The organism is Pseudomonas mucidolens (assembly GCF_900106045.1).
Lineage (GTDB): Bacteria > Pseudomonadota > Gammaproteobacteria > Pseudomonadales > Pseudomonadaceae > Aquipseudomonas > Aquipseudomonas mucidolens.
On the sequence record NZ_LT629802.1, the window covers coordinates 4,875,742 to 4,892,985 of the forward strand.

Consider the following 17,244-nt stretch of genomic DNA (forward strand, 5'->3'; position numbering starts at 1 on the left):
GGTCTACTCGCTCATCAAAACAATGATGGCCTGGTAATCCTCGGTACTGCAGTCCATGCACAAACCACGCGGCGGCATCGCCTTGAAACCCTGGGTCACATGTTGCACCAACGTACCCATGCCTTGCGCCAGCCTCGGCGCCCACGCTGCCCGATCACCCCGTTTCGGGGCCGTTGGCAACTGTCCGGCATGACAAGCCGCACAAACGCGGTTGTACACAGCGTCCGGATCCTGTGTAGCCTGAGCGCAATCAAGCGTCATCAGGACACCGACAGCTAGCATCCACCTGGTCATACATCGACCTTTTCAGGGTTTGGGAGCGTTTTGCGTTCTAATGCGCAATAAAGGTCTTTCGCTCCCGTGAACTTCGTCCTTCGCCGGGACAAAGCACACACAAAATCTGCGGCATTATATACTGGCGCTACTGAAACGGAAACGACACTACTTGCCGCACCCATTCCCGGCACCGCCCACATCGGAAATCCCATGCAACTCAAGAACCCCATCCTCGGTCTGTGCCAACAGTCCACCTTCATGCTCAGCGCAGCCAAAGTCGACCAATGCCCGGACGACGAAGGCTTTGAAGTTGCCTTCGCCGGACGCTCCAACGCTGGCAAATCCAGCGCGCTCAACACCCTGACCCATGCCAGCCTGGCCCGCACCTCGAAAACGCCAGGACGCACACAGTTACTCAACTTCTTCAAGCTAGACGAAGATCGGCGTCTGGTCGACCTGCCGGGCTACGGTTATGCAAAAGTCCCCATCCCGCTGAAGCTGCATTGGCAGCGTCACCTGGAAGCCTATCTGGGCGGCCGGGAGAGTTTGAAGGGTTTGATCTTGATGATGGACATCCGTCATCCAATGACTGACTTCGACCTGCTGATGCTCGATTGGGCAGTCGCCAGCGGCATGCCGATGCATATTCTGCTGACCAAGGCCGACAAACTGACCTACGGCGCGGCGAAGAACACCTTGCTCAAGGTGCAGTCCGAGATTCGAAAGGGTTGGGGTGACGCAATCACTATCCAGCTGTTCTCGGCCCCCAAGCGCATGGGCCTGGAAGATGCCTACACCGTATTGGCGGGCTGGATGGAGCTGGCGGACAAGGGTAGCGAAGCGGCGGAATAAAAACGCCGGACAAAAAAAACCCCGGACTTCGTATGGGGAGGGAAGTTCGGGGTCCAAGCTCCGGACCGCTAAGGCGGGGTCCAGATATCTGCCAACACTTAACACAACATAGGAGCATTGAAGGGCTTCACCACCCATTCAGTACCTATGACTGGCTTTTTATGGGTTAAGTTCCAGGCCCCCGAAAAAACCAGTGGAAATAACTGCCGGCCTTTTCTGACAAAAAAAAACCGCTGCGGCATTGCGCCGCAGCAAAAGTCCACGCTTAGTGCGCCTCGTCCCAGTTATTACCTACCCCGACCTCAACCAACAGTGGCACATCCAACTGCGCCGCGGCGCTCATGTGCTCACGGATTTTTTCGCTGACTTCGGCCACCAGGTCTTCACGCACCTCGACGACCAATTCGTCGTGTACCTGCAGGATGACCTTGGCATCCAGGGCTGATTCAGTCAGCCAGTTATCGACCTTGACCATCGCTTTCTTGATGATATCCGCCGCGGTGCCCTGCATCGGCGCGTTGATCGCCGTACGCTCTGCGCCGGCACGCTCCTGGGGTTTATTGGAATGGATATCCGGCAGATACAATCGGCGCCCGAACAGTGTTTCGACATAACCCTGATCAGACGCCTGGGCGCGGGTGCGCTCCATGTACTCGCGAACCCCGGGATAACGGGCGAAGTACACGTCGATATAAGCCTTGGCCGTCTTAGTATCGACACCGATGTCCTTGCCCAGCTTCTGGGCACCCATGCCGTAGATCAGGCCGAAGTTGATGGCCTTGGCGCTGCGGCGCTGGTCGGACGTGACTTCGCCCAGTTCAACCTTGAACACCTCGGCCGCCGTGGCCGTGTGCACATCCAGATTGTCGCGGAACGCATTCAGCAAACCTTCATCCTTGGACAGGTGTGCCATGATCCGCAGCTCAATCTGCGAATAGTCTGCCGCCAACAACTTGTAGCCCTTGGGCGCGACGAACGCCTGGCGGATCCGCCGACCTTCGGCGGTGCGTACCGGAATGTTCTGCAGGTTCGGATCGCTTGACGACAAGCGCCCGGTAGCGGCCACGGCCTGATGGTAAGAGGTGTGAATCCGCCGGGTCCGCGGGTTGATCTGTTCTGGCAGGCGGTCGGTGTAGGTGCTTTTCAGCTTGCTCATGCTGCGGTACTGCATCAGTACCTTGGGCAGCGGATAATCATCTTCGGCGAGTTTGGCCAGCACTTCCTCGGCCGTGGACGCCTGGCCCTTGCCGGTCTTCTTGAGCACCGGGAGGCCGAGTTTTTCGTAGAGAATCACCCCCAACTGCTTGGGCGAACCGAGGTTGAACTGCTCCCCGGCGATTTCATACGCCTGGCGCTCCAGCTCGACCATTTTGTTACCCAGCTCAATACTCTGGACACCCAGCAAATCGGCATCCACCAACGCCCCTTGGCGTTCAATCCGCGCCAGTACGGGCACCAATGGCATCTCGATATCGGTCAGCACGCTGGCCAGGCTCGGCAACGCCGCGAGCTGCGCATGCAGCGCCAAGTGCAAACGCAGGGTCACATCAGCGTCCTCTGCCGCATACGGACCGGCCAGCTCGAGAGGAATCTGGTCGAAAGTCAGTTGTTTGGCGCCCTTGCCGGCGATGTCCTGGAAGCTGACGGTGTCATGCTCCAAATACTTCTTCGCCAGGCTGTCCATGTCATGTCGAGTCGCGGTGGAGTTCAACACGTAGGATTCGAGCATGGTGTCGAAGGCAATGCCTCGCACGTTGATACCGCAGGCCGGATCGCCACCAATGGCGCAATTGGCCAGGATATTCATATCGAATTTGGCGTGCTGGCCGACCTTGAGCTTTTCCGGGTCTTCCAGCAGCGGCTTCAACGCCAGCAACACCGTGTCTCGGTCCAGTTGCTGCGGCACGCCGATATAGGCATGGGTCAGCGGGATATAGGCGGCTTCGTTGGCTTGTACGGCAAAGGACACCCCCACCAACTGCGCTTGATGAGCGTCGAGCCCGGTGGTTTCGGTATCGAAGGCAAATAGCTTGGCGTCATTGAGCTTCTTCAACCAGGCGTCGAAACGCGCCTGATCAAGGATGGTTTCGTACTGAGGCTCGACGGCCACCGAAGCCACCGCCTCGACAGTTTCGGGCACAACAGAGGCCTGGACCGGCGCGACCTCGGCGGCCGCTTTCAGCTCGACGCGCTTGGCATCACGCGCAATCTCTTCGTACCAGCTCTTGAACTCCAGCAAGGTGTACAGTTCAAGCAGCTTCTCGCGGTCCGGCTCGATCAAATGTAGATCGTCCAGCCCGACCTCCAGCGGTACATCGACCTTGATGGTCGCCAACTGATAGGAAAGGAAAGCCATCTCTTTATGTTCTTCGAGTTTGGCCGGCAAGGTCTTGGCGCCGCGGATGGGCAGGGTCGGGACGATATCGAGCTGCTCATAAAGCTCTTTCAGGCCACCATTGACGCCCACCAGCAAGCCGGAAGCCGTCTTGGGACCAATCCCCGGCACACCCGGAATGTTGTCGGACGAATCGCCCATCAATGCCAGATAGTCGATGATCTGCTCGGGAGCGACCCCAAATTTCTCCTTTACGCCGTCAACGTCCATGGAACTACCCGTCATGGTATTGACCAAGGTAATGTGCCCGTCGACAAGCTGCGCCATGTCTTTGTCACCCGTGGAGATCACCACCGGTCGCCTGGCTGCCGCGCTGCTGCGGGCCAATGTTCCGATCACATCGTCAGCTTCAACGCCTTCGACACACAGCAGCGGGAAGCCCAGGGCAATCACGCTCTGGTGCAGCGGTTCGATTTGCACGCGCATGTCGTCGGGCATACTGGGGCGGTTAGCCTTGTATTCGGCGTACATATCATCGCGAAATGTCCCGCCCTTGGCGTCGAACACCACCGCGAACGGGCTGTCCGGGTATTGCTTGCGCAGGCTTTTGAGCATGTTCAACACGCCCTTGACCGCGCCGGTCGGCAGGCCTTTGGACGTGGTGAGCGGCGGCAGCGCGTGGAAAGCGCGATACAGGTATGAAGAACCGTCCACCAGGACGAGGGGGGCTTGGCTCATGAGCAGGATCAACCTTTTCGGCGGGTCAGGCGCTAGAATAGCCGGACCAATGACGACAAAGGGACAAGGTTATCATGCGTACATTCAATCGCCTGCTGTTGACCGGTTTGATTGCATTCTCTCCCATCGCCGCCATGGCGGCGGATACTGCCCCTTCGGGTGACCCGGACGTTACCATCCGCACCGAAGGCGACAAGGAGATCCGCGAATACCGTCAGAACGGATTTCTGTACGCAATCAAGGTAACGCCCAAAGGCGCGCCACCGTACTTCCTGGTGCGTGCGGACGGAACCGATGCAAACTTCATCCGCTCGGACCAGCCGGATATGCTGATCCCGTCATGGAAGATTTTCGAATGGAAATGATTTCTTAATTTCAATTGGCGCTGCGGCCCGCAGCGCCCGTACTGGCAGTTTTAACCATGTCTGTGTTCACCCCCCTGGCTCGGTCCGAGCTGGAAACCTTTCTTGCTCCTTACGGGCTCGGCCGCCTGCTTGACTTCCAGGGAATCGCCGCTGGTAGCGAAAACACCAATTTTTTTATCAGCCTGGAGCATGGCGAGTTTGTTCTGACCCTGGTTGAACGCGGTCCAGTGCAGGAAATGCCGTTCTTCATCGAGTTGCTGGACGTCCTCCACGACGCCGACTTGCCGGTACCCTACGCTCTGCGCACCACCGACGGCGTGGCCTTACGCACGCTGGCCGGCAAACCGGCGTTGTTGCAGCCGCGCCTGGCGGGCAAGCATATCCAGGACGCCAACGCCCAGCACTGCGTGCAAGTGGGCGAGTTGCTCGGCCATCTGCACCTGGCGACCCAAGGCGACAAAGTGTTGGAACGCAAGACAGATCGCGGGCTGGAGTGGATGCTCAACGAGGGCTCGCGGTTGATTTCGCACCTCGGCGCGCAACAGCAAAGCCTGCTGCAAGCTGCCCTGGATGAAATCCAGACACATAAGGAGCAGATCCTGGCGTTGCCTCGGGCCAATATCCACGCTGACCTGTTTCGCGACAATGCGATGTTCGAAGGCACGCACCTGACCGGGCTGATCGACTTCTACAACGCGTGCTCCGGGCCGATGCTGTATGACGTGGCGATTGCCCTGAACGACTGGTGTTCGGATGCCGACGGCATGATCAACGGCCAACGGGCGCGCGCACTGCTGGGCGCCTATGCAGCACTGCGACCGTTTACCGCCAAGGAGGCCGAGCTGTGGCCAAGCATGTTGCGGGTGGCATGTGTGCGGTTCTGGCTGTCACGCCTGATCGCCGCTGAGACCTTTGCCGGCCAGGATGTGCTGATTCATGACCCGGCCGAGTTCGAGCAGCGCTTGGCTCTGCGCCAGCAGGTGAGTACGCACCTGCCGTTCGCCTTGTAACCCAGCGCCACCTGTTTGACCGAACTTGCTCGCGACTGCTCTCTGCAGGAGCGAGCTTGCTCGCGAAAAACGTCAACGATAACGCGTGTTTCCTGGATAAGCGCAGCGCCTATAAGTTCTTCGCGAGCAAGCTCGCGCCTACAGGTTTGTTATAGGGATTCCAGGCAACCGGCCAGATCATTGCCGAGTTTTTCCAGCAATTGCTCATACCCTTGGGCCGTGGCCGGGGTGTAACCGCCCAGCGCATCCAGTTCCGCCAATTTCACCGGCAACCCGGCCACCAGCGTCTCAGCCAAACGCGGGCGCAGCGGCGGCTCGCTGAACACGCAGGTCTTGCCCACGTCCTCCAGACGCTTGCGCATCGCCGCCACATGCTGGGCGCCGGATTGCACTTGCGGAGCCACGCTGAAGACGCCTACGTGCTTGAGCCCATAGGCGTCTTCAAAGTAATCGAAGGCCTCGTGAAACACGAAGTAGGGCTTCCCGGCGACGTTCGCCAGACGCGCTTTCAAGCGCACATCCAAAGCATCCAGACGACCGTCGAAGGCTTGCAGATTGCTCTGGTAACGCGCCGCATTGGCCGGATCGGCGGCGCTCAAATCCGCCGCCATCCGGGTGGCGATCACCCGCGCATTGACCGGCGACAGCCACAAATGCGCATCCAGGCTACCCGGACGATGAGCGTGATCATGGTCGTCGGCTCCTTCGCCGTGGGAATGGTTATCTTCGGCAAAATGGCGAAGCTTCATGCCGGGAAGGTCCTGCACCGCCACCGTCGGCAAATTACGGCCCTTCAATACACGCGGCAAGAAGCCTTCCATGTCCGGGCCAATCCAATACAGCAGCTCGAATGACTGCACACGCCGTACGTCGGAAGGTCGTAACGCGTAGTTGTGCGGCGATGCGCCCGGCAGCAGCAACACCTGTGGAACCGCGACACCGTCCTGCACCGCGGCAGCGATCAGCTGCAGGGGCTTGATGCTGGTAAGCACCCGGACCTCGGCCTGGACGGCACCGGTCATCAATAAACTGGTGACAAATACGACAAAAGCGGGAAAAAGTCGGGACACGATGAGCACTCAAGGCAGCAGGAACGGGTAACATAATAACGTCTCTCACAAAAATCTGTTGCCGCTCATGCCTAAAACACCGCTTGCCAGTCGTCCCCATGACCACTCTCATTGCGTCCACAGCGCGCTGTCAGAGGCCGACGCCCTGTGTGCGCGGCAAGGTCTGCGCCTGACCGCCCTGCGTCGCCGGGTGCTCGAACTGGTCTGGCAAAGTCACAAGCCACTGGGCGCCTACGACATTCTCGGCGTGCTCAGCGAACAGGACGGCCGCCGCGCCGCGCCACCCACGGTGTACCGTGCGCTGGATTTCCTGCTGGAAAACGGTCTCGTACATCGCATCGCATCGCTCAACGCCTTCGTCGGCTGCAGCCACCCGGAACATGCGCACCAGGGCCAGTTTTTGATCTGCCGCAACTGCCACGCGGCCATCGAGCTTGAACAAAAAAGCATCAGCGACGCCATCGTCAAGAGCGCCCATGACGTCGGTTTCCGGGTCGAAGGGCAAACCGTCGAAGTGGTCGGTGTCTGCTCGGGCTGCCAGGGGGCTTGATGAGCACTGCGCTAATCCGCCTGGAGCAGGTCGGTGTCACATTCGCTGGCCAGACCGTGCTGGACAATATCCAACTGAGCGTCGAGCCAGGGCAGATCGTCACGCTGATCGGCCCCAACGGCGCCGGCAAAACCACCTTGGTGCGTGCCGTGCTGGGTTTGCTCAAGCCCGACAGTGGCAGCGTCTGGCGCAAACCCAAGCTGCGGGTCGGCTATATGCCGCAAAAACTGCACGTGGACCCGACCTTGCCTCTTTCGGTACTGCGCTTCCTGCGCCTGGTGCCTGGCGTAGACCGCGCTCGCGCGATGGCGGCGCTCAAGGAAGTCGGGGCCGAACAGGTTATCGATAACCCGATACAAGGCATTTCCGGTGGTGAAATGCAGCGTGTACTGCTGGCCCGTGCTTTGTTGCGCGAACCGCAGTTGCTGGTGCTCGACGAGCCGGTGCAGGGCGTCGACGTTGCCGGGCAAGCCGAGCTGTACAGCCTGATCACCCGCTTGCGCGATCGCCATGGCTGCGGCGTCCTGATGGTCTCCCACGACCTTCACCTGGTGATGAGCACCACCGATCAGGTGGTGTGCCTGAATCGCCACGTCTGTTGCTCCGGCCACCCGGAGCACGTCAGCGGCGACCCGGCTTTCGTCGAGCTGTTCGGTAAGAACGCCCAGAGCCTGGCGATTTACCACCATCACCACGATCATGCCCATGACCTGCATGGCGCGGTGGTCGACGATCCTGAGGCACCCCACACTCACGTTCACGGAGATAGCTGCAAGCATGGCTGATTTTCTGTTCTACGCCCTGCTCGCGGGTCTGGCTCTGGCCTTGGTCGCGGGCCCGCTGGGCTCGTTCGTGGTCTGGCGACGCATGGCCTACTTTGGCGACACCCTGTCCCACGCGGCCTTGCTCGGTGTGGCCATGGGTTTTTTGCTGGATATCAGCCCCACCATTGCGGTGACCGTAGGTTGCCTGCTGCTGGCCGTGTTGCTGGTCACGTTGCAACAACGCCAGCCACTGGCTTCTGACACATTGCTGGGGATCCTCGCGCCCAGCACCCTGTCTTTGGGCCTGGTGGTACTGAGCTTCATGCATGAAGTGCGGATCGACCTGATGGCCTATCTGTTTGGCGATCTGCTGGCGATCAGCCCCGCCGACCTGTACTGGATCCTCGGCGGCAGCGCTGCGGTGCTGATCCTGCTGGTGGCTCTGTGGCGTCCGTTGCTCGCGATCACGGTCCACGAAGAGCTGGCCACCGTCGAAGGTTTACCGGTGCCGGCATTGCGCCTGACCCTGATGTTGCTGATTGCGGTGGTGATTGCTGTCGCGATGAAGATTGTCGGCGTATTGTTGATCACGTCGCTGTTGATCATTCCCGCCGCCGCCGCCCAGCGTCACGCACGCTCGCCGGAACAAATGGCGGTCGGCGCCAGCGTGTTGGGGATGCTTGCCGTGTGTAGTGGCCTGGCGTTGTCCTGGTTCAAGGACACACCGGCCGGGCCGTCAATTGTGGTCGCGGCGGCCGCCCTGTTTCTGCTGAGTTTTGTCCTGCCCCGTCGTGGGGTGTAGACTTGCTCGCTTTTTGCGCAATTAGAGAGTCGCAGGAATGAAGCCGTGTACCTCCCGTTATTTGCTCCTTGCCGCATTTTCCCTGCTGCTGGGCGCCTGCCAAAGCACACCGCCCGCCGCCCCTGGCGCGCCGGATGCGCGCGTTGCGGCCATCGCACAGCTGGAGCAAAACCTGGCCAGCAGCGAATTGGCCACGGCCGAAGACCAGCTTGCGGCCTTGCAGGCGCAGTCGCCTGACGACCCGACGCTGGAGCCTTATCAACGCCAATTGGCCGAAGCCTATTTGCAGCGCAGCCAGATCGTGCTGCAAAAAGGCGATGTCAACGCTGCGGCAACGGCATTGAGCCGTGCCCGGGCCTTGATGCCCAAGGCGCCCGCACTGACCGGTGGCGTCAATAGCGCCATTGTTCACGCCCGTAAGGCCGAACTGGATAAAGCCGAAGCGGCGTTGAAAGCGGCAGAAGCCCGGCCGCCCGCCAAGGTCATCGACCCGGCGGCCGATAGCACTACCGTCGCGCTTAATCTCACGGACATTTCGAAACTTCGTCATCAATTGGATGCGATTGCCACCGATGTGGTGAATTATCAGTGTGATGTCAGCATCCAGGCGCCGCGCACCCAGGATTACCCGTGGCTGGCCACGCTGTTGACCAAACGGGTGAAGCGAATCGATCCGGGGTACGACCTGAAGATCCACCGACAGATTCTGAAACACATCCCGGCGCAGGTGGTTTTGATTCCTCGTAAAGCCGAATGATGTCTGCGCAGGCAAACCAGCGCCTACAGCTGAATACCTCTCAACTGTAGGCGCTGGTGGCCTGGCAAATCCCCCATGTATTAGGCCGGAATCGCCTTCGCCTTAGGCTCACGATCCCAGACCCGATGCTGGGCAATCGCCGCAAAGAACGCCTTGAACGCCTTGGCGTCCCCGCCCACGATCAACCCGGCATCGGCCTCCAGCTTCAACAGATCCAACAATTGCTTGGCCTCACCGGCCAACGTAATCGCTTTCAGGTGTTTGTAGGCCTCCAGCACGTAATGCAGAGCGACCCCATCCCCACTCAGGGTTTTCACCGAATCGGCACCGCCCGGTACAAACACCGCATCGAACGCAATAGACGGCATGCCTTCCATGGACGCATCCACTGGCAACATCTTGCCATCGGCGGTGGTGACCGGCGCCGAAGTCGGCCCGAGCAACTTGGCGTGCGCGCCTTCTGCTTCAAGTGCCTTTTTCAACGCTGAAATAACCGCGCCATCCACGCCATTCGCGGCCAGGATCGCAACTTTACGGGTTTTAATATCACCCGGCAGCAAATTGGCCTGGCTCAACGCTGGAGAGCGCTCGGGCTTGGTATTACGCTCCGGGACCGTGCCTTGGGTCGGCACTGGCAGCCCGAGATTCTGTGCAACGCGCTTGGCCAGCTCCAGATCGATATTGGCCAGAATTTCGTTGACCTGACGGGCGCGAATAAACTCACGCTCCACCTTGCCCAGCTCGAAACTGTAGGCCGCGATGATGTGCTCTTGTTCATGCTTGCTCATGCTGCGGAAAAACAGCCGCGCCTGAGAAAAGTGATCGCCGAACGACTCGCTGCGCTCGCGGACCTTGTGCGCCTCAATCCGCTCCGGATAGGTCTCGAAGCCACCGTCCTGCGCCGCTGGCGGTGTCTCCTTGGGCCAACCGTTGTCGATGGAGTTCGGCTCGTAAGCCGCCCTGCCCTTGTCGATAGTGGAACGATGCATGGCGTCACGCTGGTTGTTATGGAGCGGCGTCACCGGCTGGTTGATCGGCAACTGGTGAAAGTTCGGCCCGCCCAGTCGACTGATTTGCGTATCGGTGTAGGAAAACAGCCGGCCCTGCAGCAACGGATCATTAGAGAAGTCGATGCCCGGTACGATGTGCCCGGGACAGAACGCGACCTGCTCGACTTCGGCAAAGAAATTGTCGGGGTTGCGGTTAAGCACCATTTTGCCCAGCGGGGTGATCGGCACCAGTTCTTCAGGAATCAGCTTGGTGGGGTCAAGGATGTCAAAGTCGAACGCGTGTTCCTTATCTTCAGGAATCACCTGCACACCCAACTCCCACTCAGGGTAATCCCCGCTCTCAATCGCTTCCCAGAGATCGCGACGATGGTAATCGGTGTCTTTACCTGCAAGTTTTTGCGCTTCATCCCACACCAGCGAACAGGTGCCTGCGGTCGGGCGCCAGTGGAACTTGACGAAGTTGGACTGGCCTTGCGCATTGATCAGGCGGAAGGTGTGAACGCCAAAACCTTGCATGCTGCGTAGGCTTTTTGGAATCGCCCGGTCAGACATGGCCCAAATCACCGTGTGCGCCGACTCTGGCTGCAGCGAGACAAAATCCCAGAATGTATCGTGAGCCGAGCCACCGGTAGGAATTTCGTTGTGTGGCTCAGGTTTTACAGCATGCACTAAATCAGGAAACTTGATCGCATCCTGAATGAAGAATACCGGAATGTTATTGCCCACCAGATCGAAGTTGCCTTCGTCGGTGAAGAACTTCACGGCAAAACCGCGTACATCGCGCACGGTATCACCCGAGCCACGTGGGCCCTGTACCGTGGAGAAGCGCGCAAACACAGGGGTTTTGTGCGCAGGGTCGCGCAGAAACCCAGCCTTGGTCAGCGCAGAATGGTTTTCATAGCTCTGGAAGTAACCATGGGCGCCGGTACCCCGGGCATGGACGATACGCTCCGGAATCCGCTCATGGTCAAAATGCGTGATTTTTTCACGCATGATGAAATCTTCGAGCAGCGAAGGGCCACGGGATCCGACTTTCAAGGTGTTCTGGTTATCGGCGATTTTCACGCCCTGATTGGTTCGCAGCGCTTGGCCTGTGGCGTCGGAACGGAAGGTTTCCAGGCTTTGCAGCTTGGCATTGGTGTTGCCACGATCCAGTGTGTCGGTGCCCGCCAATTCACTCTTGGACGGGGACACAGGTTTTTTAGTACTCATCAGACAAAAACTCCTCGCTTGCAGTGGCCAAGGCGATCCCCGGCTCCGTTCGGGCGAACCCCAGGCACGGCACCTGGGAATCGAGTTGCTTAAGTAATGACTTGCGGGGTTTTGTACCGTTCCTTTTTTATGACCTTTGATCGCGTTATTGCCAAATCGCTGGTTGAATGCGAAATAAATGCTAAGAAACGCTATACGGACAGGCTAAAATGCGCGCCCGGCTAACCGCTGATCCCTTTTTAATGCGCCCCACAAGGTTCGCTACGTGATCGAGTTTCATAACGTCCATAAAACTTACCGGGTCGCCGGTAAGGATATTCCCGCACTGCATCCCAGCAGCCTGCGGGTCGAAAACGGCCAGGTGTTCGGCCTGATTGGTCACTCTGGCGCGGGGAAAAGTACCCTGCTGCGTCTGATCAACCGCCTTGAAGAGCCCACTGGCGGCCAGATCACGGTCGATGACGAAGAAGTCACCGCTCTGGATGCCAACGGCCTGCGCCGTTTCCGCCAGCAGGTAGGGATGATTTTCCAGCACTTCAATCTGCTGGCCTCCAAGACCGTCGCCGACAACGTGGCATTACCGCTGAAACTGGCGGGTGAATTGTCGCGTCGCGAAGTCGATGAGCGCGTGGCTGAGTTGCTCGCCCGCGTCGGACTGTCCGACCACGCGAAGAAATACCCGGCGCAGTTATCAGGCGGTCAGAAGCAGCGTGTGGGCATCGCCCGCGCCTTGGCCACCAAGCCGAAAATCCTGCTGTGCGACGAGGCCACCAGCGCGCTTGATCCGCAGACCACCGCTTCGGTTCTGCAACTGCTGGCGGAGATCAACCGTGAGTTGAAGCTGACCATCGTACTGATCACCCATGAGATGGACGTGATCCGCCGCGTGTGTGACCAGGTCGCGGTGATGGATGCCGGCGTGATCGTCGAGCAAGGCAGCGTGGCCGAGGTGTTCCTGCACCCCAAGCACCCGACCACCAAGCGCTTCGTGCAAGAAGCCGAGCAGGTCGATGAAGGCGAGCAGCGCAATGACTTCGCCCACGTGCCGGGGCGCATCGTGCGCCTGACGTTCCAGGGCGACGCTACCTACGCGCCACTGCTGGGAACCGTCGCCCGCGAAACGGGCGTGGACTACAGCATCCTGGCCGGTCGTATCGACCACATCAAAGACACTCCCTACGGGCAACTGACCCTGGCCATTACCGGCGGTGACATGGAAGCGGCCTTCGCTCGCTTCACCGCGGCCGATGTCCACATGGAGATTCTGCGTTAATGGACGGTTTACTGCATTACTTCGACCAGGTTGACTGGGCCGACATCTGGGTTGCCACCGGCGATACCATGCTGATGCTCAGCACCTCGCTGTTCTTTACTGTACTCATCGGCCTGCCGCTGGGCGTGCTGCTGTTTCTGTGCAGCCCGCGACAGTTGCTGGAACAGAAAGCCACTTATTCGATAATGGCCTTTGTGGTTAACGCCATTCGCTCCCTGCCTTTTATCATCCTGCTGATTGTGATGATTCCCACCACGGTCTTCCTTACGGGGACCTCCCTGGGTGTGGCGGGAGCGATTCCACCGCTGGTGGTCGGCGCCTCGACATTCTTCGCCCGACTGGTGGAAACCGCTCTGCGTGAAGTGGATCGCGGCATCATCGAGGCCACGCAAGCCATGGGCGCGACGACGCGGCAGATCATCGTCAAGGCGTTGCTGCCCGAGGCACGGCCCGGCATTATCGCCGCGATCACCGTCACGGCCATCGCACTGGTCGGGTATACCGCCATGGCCGGCGTGGTCGGCGCAGGTGGGTTGGGTGACCTGGCCATTCGTTATGGTTATCAGCGCTTTCAGGACGACGTGATGGTTGTGACTGTGGTGATGCTGATTGTTCTGGTGCAAATTCTGCAAACCGTCGGCGACAAGCTGGTGGCGCATTTCTCTCGAAAATAACGGCCATTGCCGACCTGACGTCGGCCTGCCCGAACAAGGAGCTTGTTGGATGAAAAAACTACTGGTTGCTTTCGCCGCCGTTGCCGCGTTTTCCGCCCATGCCGAGACCCTGACGGTCGCCGCCACACCGGTGCCGCACGCCGAGATCCTTGAGTTCGTCAAGCCAGCATTGGCCAAGGAAGGCGTGGAGCTGAACGTCAAGGTCTTCACCGACTACGTTCAACCGAACGTACAAGTGGCCGAAAAACGCCTGGATGCCAACTTTTTCCAACACCAGCCGTACCTGGATGAGTTCAACAAAGCCAAGGGGACGCACCTGGTGAGCGTTGCCGGCGTGCATCTGGAACCCCTGGGCGCCTACTCCAGCAAGTACAAGACCCTGGACGAGCTGCCAAGCGGCGCCAACGTGGTAATCCCAAACGATGCCACCAACGGTGGCCGCGCACTGTTGCTGCTGGCCAAGAACGGCCTGATCACCTTGAAGAACCCGACAGACATCCTGTCGACCATCAAGGACATCACCGCCAACCCGAAAAACCTCAAGTTCCGCGAACTGGAAGCCGCCACGCTGCCACGCGTACTGACCCAGGTCGATCTGGCGCTGATCAACACCAACTACGCCCTCGAAGCCAAGCTGGACCCTTCCGAGGACGCCCTGGCAATCGAAGGCAGCGACTCGCCTTACGTCAACATCCTGGTGACCCGCGAGGACAACAAGGATTCGGACGCTGTGAAGAAGCTGGTCGCAGCCCTGCACACGCCTGAAGTGAAAAAATTCATCGAAGAGAAGTACAAAGGCGCGGTCAAGCCGGCGTTCTGATCGATCTCCAAGCCCCTGGAGATCAAAATGTGGGAGCGGGCTTGCTCGCGATTGTGGTGTATCAGTAGTAAACAGGTTGACTGACCCACCGCTATCGCGAGCAAGCCCGCTCCCACATTTATAGCCACTCGGCTTAGTTACGCTGCAACAACCCCGGCAACTGCGCCACCAGCTTCTGGTTATTCAACGGCGCACGGATAAATCCACGCTGCGTCCCGTCGGGGCCGATCAGCGCCAGGTTGCCGCTGTGGTCGACGGTGTAGTTGGGTTTGCTGGTGTCCGCCGGAATGAACGGAATACTCACCGCATTCGATACCTTCTGCACATCCTCCACGTTCGCGCCGGTCAGGCCCAAAAATTGCGGGTCGAAGTAGCCCAGATACTGCTTGAGTTGCGTCGGCGTATCGCGATGCGGGTCCACGCTGACCAAAATCACCTGCAACTTATCCACAACGTCTTTGGGCAGTTCACTCTTGATCTGCCGCAGTTGGGCGAGGGTGGTCGGGCAGATGTCCGGGCAGAAGGTGTAGCCAAAGAACAACAGGCTCCACTTGTCTTTCAACGCGTTGACCAGTACCGGCTGACCGTCCTGATTGGTCATGCTCACAGGCGGTAACTGACGGCTTTGCGGCAGCAGGATAATGCCCGCGTCGATCAACGCCGTTGGATCACCCTGCCCCTTGCCGGACAGTACTTTGTTGACGGTCAGGCCCACGACCAACGCCACAAGGGCCACCAGAATAAAGACAGTTTTTTGAGTTCGAGTCATAGGTTCAACAGTAAGTAGTGATCTACAAGCAGGGCGATAAACAGCAGGAACAGGTACCAAATAGAGTACTTGAAGGTGTTGATCGCCGCGTGCGGCCGACTGCCACGGTACAGCACCCAGGACCATTGCAGAAAGCGTCCGCCCAGGATCAACGCAGATCCCAGGTATAACAATCCGCTCATGTGGATGACATAAGGCATCAGACTCACAGCCAACAACGCAAAGGTGTACAGCAGGATATGCAGCTTGGTGTAGTGCTCGCCGTGGGTCACCGGCAGCATCGGAATATCAGCCTTGGCATATTCCTCCTTGCGATGAATCGCCAGGGCCCAGAAGTGCGGCGGCGTCCAGGCGAAAATGATCAGCACCAGCAACAATGGCTCCGCGCTGACATGACCGGTCACCGCGACCCAGCCCAGCAACGGCGGCGCCGCGCCGGCAAGGCCGCCAATCACGATATTTTGCGGTGTGGCACGCTTGAGAAAGCCGGTATAGATCACCGCGTAACCCAGCAGCGAGGCCAGCGTCAGCCATGCCGCCAAGGGATTGGTGAACGTCAGCAGCAACGCCAATCCTGCCACCGCCAGCACCAGCGCAAAGGCCAGGGCGGCGGCTGGTGAAACACGGCCTTCCGCCAGCGGGCGCTTGTGCGTACGCGCCATCAGCGCATCAATGCGCCGATCCACCACATGGTTGACCGCCGCCGCGCCGCCGGCACACAGCGCAATGCCCAGGTTACCGAAGATCAGCACCGGCCATGGCACGCCGGCCCGGGTGGCGAGAAACATGCCCACCAAGGATGTGATGAGCATCAGCACCACCACTTTGGGCTTGGTCAGCTCCAGGTAGTCACGCCAGATCGCTCGACTGTCACACGTCTCGGTCAAGGTCGCCATGGCATCTCTCCTTTGAGGGTAATGAGGCCCGATACCTGTTTACGCGGGCTGAAGCGCCAACCGAGCGGCACGTGATGACGCACCCGGACCAGGCTGGTACGGGCGTGATAATTGACCAGCACCAGCGTCACCAGCAACGCCGCGCCACCTGCGTTATGCGCGACCGCCACAGGCAGCGGCAGATGGAAGTACACATTGCTCAGCCCCAGGGCGATTTGCGCAGCCAGCGCGGCCAGCAGCAGGCCGGCCAGACGCGTCATGCCTACCGTCTTGAGTTGCCAGGCCAGCCCCAGCAGCGCCAGCGTCACCACCAACGCGCCCATGCGATGGGTCAGATGAATCGCCGTGCGGGCTTCGCTGTCCAGTTGCCCGCCGAGATAGTTGGGCCCGATGTGCTGGGTCAGATGAAAACCATTGGCAAAATCTGCCGCCGGCCACCATTCCCCGTGGCAGGTCGGCAAGTCGATACAGGCCACTGCCGCATAGTTGGAACTGACCCAGCCGCCGAGGGCGACCTGCCCAATGACCAGCACCAACCCGGCCGTCGCCCAATACTGCAAGCGCCGGGGCACGATCAATGCCGGCAACACACCGGACAGGCGCAGTGTCAGCAAAAACAGCAGGCTCAAGGTCGCAAAGCCGCCCAATAAATGCCCGGTGACCACTTGCGGCCAGAGCTTGAGTGTGACCGTCCACATGCCAAAGATCGCCTGGGCAAACACCACCGCCAGCAGGAACAAGGGCAGTTTCAACGGCTGCCCCGGATGACGTCGGTGGGTCCAGGCACGCGCGGCCAGCAGGGCGATCAACAACCCCAGCGTGCCCGCCGCGTAACGATGAACCATCTCGTTCCAACCCTTGTCGGCCTCCACCGGCGTATCCGGGAAATGCAGTTCGGCATGGGCCAGTTGCGCCTCGCTCTTGGGCACGCTGATAAAACCGTAGCACCCTGGCCAGTCCGGGCAACCGAGGCCGGCATGGGTCAGCCGGGTGTAGGCCCCCAGCAACACCACCACCAACGCCAGCAAAGTGGCAAACAACGCGAGGCGAAATCCAGGTTTGGCCATGACG

At 59.6% G+C, this 17,244-nt stretch carries 17 protein-coding genes; 10 read left to right on the top strand and 7 right to left on the bottom strand.

What is annotated here, in order from left to right; translation table 11 throughout:
• Positions 1-3: 3 nt before the first annotated feature.
• Positions 4-294 carry a c-type cytochrome gene (locus BLU75_RS22340; protein WP_084378448.1) on the bottom strand — a complete coding sequence of 97 codons (291 nt, stop codon included), beginning with the start codon at positions 292-294 and terminating at the stop codon, positions 4-6.
• A gap of 192 nt (positions 295-486) precedes the next feature.
• Between BLU75_RS22340 and yihA the strand changes: the two genes are divergently transcribed.
• Positions 487-1,128: a ribosome biogenesis GTP-binding protein YihA/YsxC gene (gene yihA, locus BLU75_RS22345; RefSeq protein ID WP_084378447.1), complete on the top strand. Its 642-nt coding sequence runs from the start codon at positions 487-489 to the stop codon at positions 1,126-1,128.
• Positions 1,129-1,393: 265 nt separating this feature from the next.
• On the opposite strand, the gene polA is transcribed toward yihA, so the two are convergent.
• A complete protein-coding gene (gene polA, locus BLU75_RS22350) occupies positions 1,394-4,201 on the bottom strand; it encodes a DNA polymerase I (RefSeq protein ID WP_084378446.1) in 2,808 nt (935 codons plus the stop codon).
• Between the two features lie 74 nt (positions 4,202-4,275).
• Here polA and BLU75_RS22355 point away from each other — a divergent pair, with 74 nt between their 5' ends.
• A complete protein-coding gene (locus BLU75_RS22355; RefSeq protein WP_084378445.1) occupies positions 4,276-4,566 on the top strand; it encodes a DUF2782 domain-containing protein in 291 nt (96 codons plus the stop codon).
• 56 nt (positions 4,567-4,622) lie between these two features.
• Positions 4,623-5,576 (top strand): homoserine kinase, encoded by a 954-nt coding sequence (locus BLU75_RS22360; RefSeq protein WP_084378444.1) that lies wholly within the window; start codon positions 4,623-4,625, stop codon positions 5,574-5,576.
• 149 nt (positions 5,577-5,725) lie between these two features.
• Here BLU75_RS22360 and BLU75_RS22365 read toward each other — a convergent pair whose 3' ends face one another.
• Positions 5,726-6,646 (bottom strand): zinc ABC transporter substrate-binding protein, encoded by a 921-nt coding sequence (locus tag BLU75_RS22365; protein ID WP_172832085.1) that lies wholly within the window; start codon positions 6,644-6,646, stop codon positions 5,726-5,728.
• A gap of 67 nt (positions 6,647-6,713) precedes the next feature.
• Between BLU75_RS22365 and zur the strand changes: the two genes are divergently transcribed.
• The 4 genes from zur to BLU75_RS22385 are packed head-to-tail and all read left to right on the top strand — an operon-like array spanning position 6,714 to position 9,519.
• The gene (gene zur, locus BLU75_RS22370; protein ID WP_084378484.1) at positions 6,714-7,196 is read left to right on the top strand and encodes a zinc uptake transcriptional repressor Zur; all 483 of its coding nucleotides are present in this window, start codon (positions 6,714-6,716) and stop codon (positions 7,194-7,196) included.
• The gene (znuC, locus tag BLU75_RS22375; RefSeq protein WP_084378442.1) at positions 7,196-7,981 is read left to right on the top strand and encodes a zinc ABC transporter ATP-binding protein ZnuC; all 786 of its coding nucleotides are present in this window, start codon (positions 7,196-7,198) and stop codon (positions 7,979-7,981) included. Before zur ends, znuC begins: the two co-directional genes overlap by 1 nt.
• Entirely contained in the window at positions 7,974-8,762 is a 789-nt protein-coding gene (znuB, locus tag BLU75_RS22380) for a zinc ABC transporter permease subunit ZnuB (protein WP_084378441.1), read from the top strand. Before znuC ends, znuB begins: the two co-directional genes overlap by 8 nt.
• Before the next feature lie 37 nt (positions 8,763-8,799).
• Positions 8,800-9,519, top strand: coding sequence for a PA5502 family lipoprotein (locus BLU75_RS22385; protein ID WP_084378440.1), 720 nt, complete (start codon positions 8,800-8,802; stop codon positions 9,517-9,519).
• Positions 9,520-9,599: 80 nt separating this feature from the next.
• Here the strand turns inward: BLU75_RS22385 and katE are convergent, their stop codons facing one another.
• The gene (katE, locus tag BLU75_RS22390) at positions 9,600-11,741 is read right to left on the bottom strand and encodes a catalase HPII (protein ID WP_084378439.1); all 2,142 of its coding nucleotides are present in this window, start codon (positions 11,739-11,741) and stop codon (positions 9,600-9,602) included.
• Between the two features lie 265 nt (positions 11,742-12,006).
• On the opposite strand from katE, the gene BLU75_RS22395 reads away from it, so the two are divergent.
• The 3 genes from BLU75_RS22395 to BLU75_RS22405 are packed head-to-tail and all read left to right on the top strand — an operon-like array spanning position 12,007 to position 14,508.
• Positions 12,007-13,014 carry a methionine ABC transporter ATP-binding protein gene (locus BLU75_RS22395; RefSeq protein ID WP_084378438.1) on the top strand — a complete coding sequence of 336 codons (1,008 nt, stop codon included), beginning with the start codon at positions 12,007-12,009 and terminating at the stop codon, positions 13,012-13,014.
• Positions 13,014-13,688: a methionine ABC transporter permease gene (locus BLU75_RS22400; protein WP_084378437.1), complete on the top strand. Its 675-nt coding sequence runs from the start codon at positions 13,014-13,016 to the stop codon at positions 13,686-13,688. Before BLU75_RS22395 ends, BLU75_RS22400 begins: the two co-directional genes overlap by 1 nt.
• A 49-nt stretch (positions 13,689-13,737) precedes the next feature.
• Positions 13,738-14,508 carry a MetQ/NlpA family ABC transporter substrate-binding protein gene (locus tag BLU75_RS22405; protein WP_084378436.1) on the top strand — a complete coding sequence of 257 codons (771 nt, stop codon included), beginning with the start codon at positions 13,738-13,740 and terminating at the stop codon, positions 14,506-14,508.
• Between the two features lie 133 nt (positions 14,509-14,641).
• On the opposite strand, the gene BLU75_RS22410 is transcribed toward BLU75_RS22405, so the two are convergent.
• From BLU75_RS22410 to BLU75_RS22420, 3 genes are read right to left on the bottom strand one after another with little or no spacing between them, the layout of a single operon-like run.
• Positions 14,642-15,277, bottom strand: coding sequence for an SCO family protein (locus BLU75_RS22410; protein WP_084378435.1), 636 nt, complete (start codon positions 15,275-15,277; stop codon positions 14,642-14,644).
• Positions 15,274-16,173, bottom strand: coding sequence for a heme o synthase (cyoE, locus tag BLU75_RS22415; protein WP_084378434.1), 900 nt, complete (start codon positions 16,171-16,173; stop codon positions 15,274-15,276). Before cyoE ends, BLU75_RS22410 begins: the two co-directional genes overlap by 4 nt.
• The gene (locus tag BLU75_RS22420; protein WP_084378433.1) at positions 16,161-17,240 is read right to left on the bottom strand and encodes a COX15/CtaA family protein; all 1,080 of its coding nucleotides are present in this window, start codon (positions 17,238-17,240) and stop codon (positions 16,161-16,163) included. Before BLU75_RS22420 ends, cyoE begins: the two co-directional genes overlap by 13 nt.
• Positions 17,241-17,244 lie beyond the last annotated feature (4 nt).